Origin of the sequence: Rhizobium ecuadorense (genome assembly GCF_001187535.1) — a bacterium.
GTDB lineage: Bacteria > Pseudomonadota > Alphaproteobacteria > Rhizobiales > Rhizobiaceae > Rhizobium > Rhizobium ecuadorense.
Genome location: NZ_LFIO01001507.1, coordinates 1 through 290 on the forward strand (window position 1 = coordinate 1; position 290 = coordinate 290).

A 290-nucleotide genomic window follows, 5' to 3' on the forward strand; every position below is an offset into this window, starting at 1 on the left:
AACGACGGCCTGGCCGCCGAGCCTGCCGTCGGTGCCGACTTCGCGTGCAACGCGCGTCACTTCGCCGGCAAAGGAGCGAAGCTGATCGACCATGGTATTCAAGGTATCCTTGAGCAGCAGGATTTCTCCGCGCACGTCGACGGTGATCTTGCGCGACAGGTCGCCATTGGCGATCGCGGTCGCCACCTCGGCGATATTGCGCACCTGCGCCGTCAGGTTACCGGCCATCGAGTTGACGCTGTCGGTCAGGTCCTTCCAGGTGCCGGCGACACCGGAGACCTGTGCCTGGC

At 64.8% G+C, this 290-nt stretch carries 1 protein-coding gene; it reads right to left on the minus strand.

Annotated elements, in window-relative coordinates:
* Positions 1-290, minus strand: a 290-nt coding sequence (locus AF337_RS31170) for a HAMP domain-containing protein (RefSeq protein WP_152971256.1), incomplete at both ends; no start/stop codon positions are given.